This window comes from Brachyspira catarrhinii, assembly GCF_005518285.1.
Classification (GTDB): Bacteria; Spirochaetota; Brachyspiria; order Brachyspirales; family Brachyspiraceae; genus Brachyspira; species Brachyspira catarrhinii.
This window is the reverse complement of sequence record NZ_SJDU01000336.1, coordinates 1-2,508: the sequence shown is the minus strand read 5'-3', so window position 1 is coordinate 2,508 and position 2,508 is coordinate 1. Positions and strand designations below refer to the sequence as shown.

The window sequence follows — 2,508 nt, the reverse complement described above, 5'->3', positions numbered from 1 at the left end:
GGTTTTGTATAAATCCTAATCCTTTGGTTGGAGCGGTAATCGTTAAAGATAATAAAATTTTAGGAATCGGACATCATGAAAAATACGGAGAAAATCATGCCGAAATAAACGCAATTTTGGACGCTAAAAATAAAAACAACGATATAGAAAATTCCACAATATATGTTAATTTAGAACCTTGCTCTCATTTTGGAAAAACTCCTCCTTGCGCGGACGCGATAATAAAAAATAAATTTAAAAAAGTCGTAATAGGTTGTTTGGATAGCAATGAAAAAGTAGCTGGAAACGGAATAAAAAAATTGAAAGAAGCTAAAATTGAAGTAGTTGAAAATATTCTTGAAGAAGAATGCAGAAAATTAAACGAAGTATTTTTTCATTATATAAATAGCAAAAAACCTTTTATGGTTATGAAATACGCTATGACGATTGACGGAAAAATCGCGACTGTAATCGGAAAATCAAAATGGATAACTTCCGAAAAAAGCAGAGAACACGCGCATTTATTCAGAAAAAAATATTCGGCAATAATGGTTGGAATAAATACGATTATAGAAGATAATCCTACTTTGAATTGCAGAATAAAAGATAATCCGAAAAACCCAATAAGAATTATTTTGGATAGCGATTTGAAAATTGATTTAAAATCGAATATATGCCAAACTTCAAAAGAAATAAAAACTTATATTGCGACTATTAAATCTGATAAAAATTTAGAAAAGAAAAAAAATTTGGAAAATTTAGGAATTGAAATAATAGAAACTTCGGCTAAAGATAATAAAGTCGATTTAAAAGAATTAACAAAAATTTTGGGAGAAGAAAAAAATATAGATTCGGTTCTAATCGAAGGCGGTTCTATTTTGCATGCCGCTTTGCTTAAAGAAAAACTTATAGATAAGGCTTTAATTTATATAGCTCCTAAAATTTTCGGAGGATTAAACGCAAAAACTCCAATATCGGGAGAAGGAATTGAAAATCCTGATAACGCGATAAAATTAATCGATGGAAAAATTGAAAATATAGGCGAAGATTTATTTTTGGAATATTATTTAAAATATAATTGAGGATTAGGAAGATAAAAATGTTTACGGGAATAATAGAAGAAATGGGAATTGTTAAATCCATAAAAAGCAAAGTTATAACAATCGAAGCGAATAAAATTTTTGACGATTTGAAATTGGGAGACAGCGTTTCGGTAAACGGAACTTGCCTAACCGTTTCAAGTTTTTCTAATAAAATATTTAACGCCGACATTACGAGCGAAACTTTAAGCAGAACAAATTTGGGAGATTTGAAATCTGGATTCAAAGTGAATTTGGAGAGAGCCTTAACTTTAAACGGAAGACTCGGCGGGCATATAGTTTCGGGTCATATTGACGGAGTTGGAATAATAAAAAATATTTCTAAAAATTCCGAAGACATCGAGCTTGTTATAGAAGTTCCGACTAATTTAATGAAATATATAATTGAAAAAGGCTCGGTTGCCGTTGACGGAATAAGTTTAACTGTGGCAAAAGTCGATAACAATAAAAATAATTTTTCGATAGCGATAATTCCGCATACTCTGAAAGAGACGGTTCTTTATTATAAAAAAGCGGGAGATAAAGTGAATATTGAAAACGATATAATCGGAAAATATGTGGAAAGACTTTTATCGTTTAATGATTTTAATTTTAATAATGAAACGAATAAAAATTCAAATATAAACATGGAATTTTTAATTAAAAACGGATTTTAATTTTTGAAAAATAATTTAAGAAAAATTGGAGAAACAAAAATGAAAAATATTTATAATACAATCGAAGAAGCTTTGGAAGATTTGAAAAAAGGCAAAATAATAATAGTAACCGATGACGAAGACAGAGAAAACGAAGGAGATTTGATTTGCGCCGCCGAGTTTGCCACAACGGAAAATATTAATTTCATGGCAACTTACGCGAAAGGTTTAATCTGTATGCCAATGAGTAAAGAAATAACCGAAAAACTTTCTCTTAATCAAATGGTTCAAAAAAATACTGACAATCATGAAACGGCTTTTACTGTGTCGATAGACCATATTGAAACTACTACGGGAATATCTGCGATTGAAAGGTCGATAACTGCCTTAAAAGTAGTGGACGATAATTCTAAACCAGAAGATTTTAGAAGACCAGGGCATATGTTTCCTTTGCTTTCAAAAGAAGGCGGAGTTCTCACAAGAAAAGGACATACGGAGGCGACAGTCGATTTGATGAGACTTGCGGGACTTAAAGAATGCGGTTTATGTTGCGAGATAATGAAAGATAACGGCGATATGATGCGAAGAGACGATTTGATAGAATTTTCAAAAAAACATGATTTAAAAATAATAACCGTTGCCGATTTAATATTTTATAGAAAGAAACACGAAGACTTGATGGAGCTTTACGCGAGCGCAAAAATGCCGACAAGATACGGAGATTTTAAAATATTTACTTTTGTCAATAAAATTACCTAAAACCAAATTTGCGTCAACCGTATCGAGTCCCGTAT

General features: G+C 31.1%; 3 protein-coding genes. All 3 read left to right on the top strand.

Annotated features, from left to right (window positions below; genetic code table 11):
* Nucleotides 1-8 precede the first annotated feature (8 nt).
* Genes ribD through ribB form a run of 3 tightly spaced genes read left to right on the top strand, consistent with a single transcriptional unit; the run spans nt 9 to nt 2,473 of the window.
* Nucleotides 9-1,061 carry a bifunctional diaminohydroxyphosphoribosylaminopyrimidine deaminase/5-amino-6-(5-phosphoribosylamino)uracil reductase RibD gene (ribD, locus tag EZH24_RS10200; RefSeq protein WP_137999031.1) on the top strand — a complete coding sequence of 351 codons (1,053 nt, stop codon included), beginning with the start codon at nt 9-11 and terminating at the stop codon, nt 1,059-1,061.
* 17 nt (nt 1,062-1,078) lie between these two features.
* The gene (locus tag EZH24_RS10195; RefSeq protein WP_137999030.1) at nt 1,079-1,735 is read left to right on the top strand and encodes a riboflavin synthase; all 657 of its coding nucleotides are present in this window, start codon (nt 1,079-1,081) and stop codon (nt 1,733-1,735) included.
* 39 nt (nt 1,736-1,774) lie between these two features.
* On the top strand, nt 1,775-2,473 hold the full coding sequence (gene ribB, locus EZH24_RS10190; RefSeq protein WP_236847162.1) for a 3,4-dihydroxy-2-butanone-4-phosphate synthase: 699 nt from the start codon (nt 1,775-1,777) through the stop codon (nt 2,471-2,473).
* Nucleotides 2,474-2,508: the final 35 nt, after the last annotated feature.

What these genes read in the sequence shown, in the direction of transcription:
- ribB (WP_236847162.1), top strand. Translation starts at nt 1,775, where the DNA reads ATGAAAAATATTTATAATACAATCGAAGAAGCTTTGGAAGATTTGAAA.
- EZH24_RS10195 (WP_137999030.1), top strand. Translation starts at nt 1,079, where the DNA reads ATGTTTACGGGAATAATAGAAGAAATGGGAATTGTTAAATCCATAAAA.